The following is a 1,011-nucleotide window of genomic DNA, read 5'->3' on the forward strand; positions in this document are numbered from 1 at the left end:
TGGTGGCCAGCCGGTATTGGCCATCCAGCCGCAGCCCTTTGGCGGTCGTCACCGCGATGTGCGCGTCGATGATCCTCAGTCGGGTCCCGTTGATCCTGGTCAGGAACGACCCGTCCGGCAGTAGCGCCCAGCGGGCAGGTGCCCGGGTTCCCTTGAGCCGCACCAGCAGCTGTGCGCCGGTGGCCGCAGCCTTCGCGAGGAAGTCGTCGGAGTCGAAGCCCCGGTCGTTGAGCAGCAGCATGCCGCCGTCCAGCAGCGGTAGCAGTTGCTCGGCGTAGCCGGTCTCCTTCTCTCGCGTCGGTCCGAAGACCGCGCCGAGCAGGGCCCGGGTCCCGGTCTCGCACAGCACCATGATCTTCAGCATCGGGTATCCGTCGGTGCCGTAGCGGTGCTTGTGCTTGCCGAGCCACCCACAGACTCGCGGTCGGTCAGGGGCCTTGGTGGAGCTGCACCCGTCGAAGGCGACAGTGCGCCAGCACCGGTATCGCACCCCGGGTGTGATCGGCTGTGCCACAGGACCGGCCAACGTTTCGAACAGCAAACGAAGCGGCGCGATGCCCAGCCGCCGACGAACCTCCCTCAGCGCCTTCTCCGAAGGACGCCGGTGAAGAAGCCCGCGCAGCCCGGCGGTGAGCTTGTCCCATACGCGCACGTACCCCTGCTGCGGAAAGAGGGCCAGTGCCAGAACGAAATACACGCCCACCCTCGACGGCAGCAGCCGCAGCCTGCGCTGGGTGCCGCCGGTGCGTTCCAGCACGTCATCGACGAGTTCGAAGGGCAACTGCCGGGTCAGCTCGCCGAGATGCCCCGGAGCGAAGATGCCGTCGGCGACGGTGATGGACGACGTGAGCGTGACGGTGGAACACTGAACGGGCAACGGGGCTCCTTCGAGTGGGAAGACCTTGGTCGGCTTCCTCGCTCTACCAGGAGCCCCGTCGCCGTGACCTGCGCTTCCCCGAAAATCCCGGATCCCGTTGACAACCGCGGATCGGCCTTAACTCCGTGGTCTTG

The 1,011-nt window shown here is 67.2% G+C and carries 1 protein-coding gene; it reads right to left on the reverse strand.

Annotation, left to right across the window (positions count from 1 at the left end; genetic code table 11):
- Positions 1-877 (reverse strand): transposase domain-containing protein (locus ACFYOH_RS44905; protein ID WP_388638178.1); only part of this gene is annotated, 877 nt, incomplete at its 3' end.
- Positions 878-1,011: the final 134 nt, after the last annotated feature.

The organism is Streptomyces sp. NPDC007856, assembly GCF_042868225.1.
Classification (GTDB): domain Bacteria; phylum Actinomycetota; class Actinomycetes; order Streptomycetales; family Streptomycetaceae; genus Streptomyces.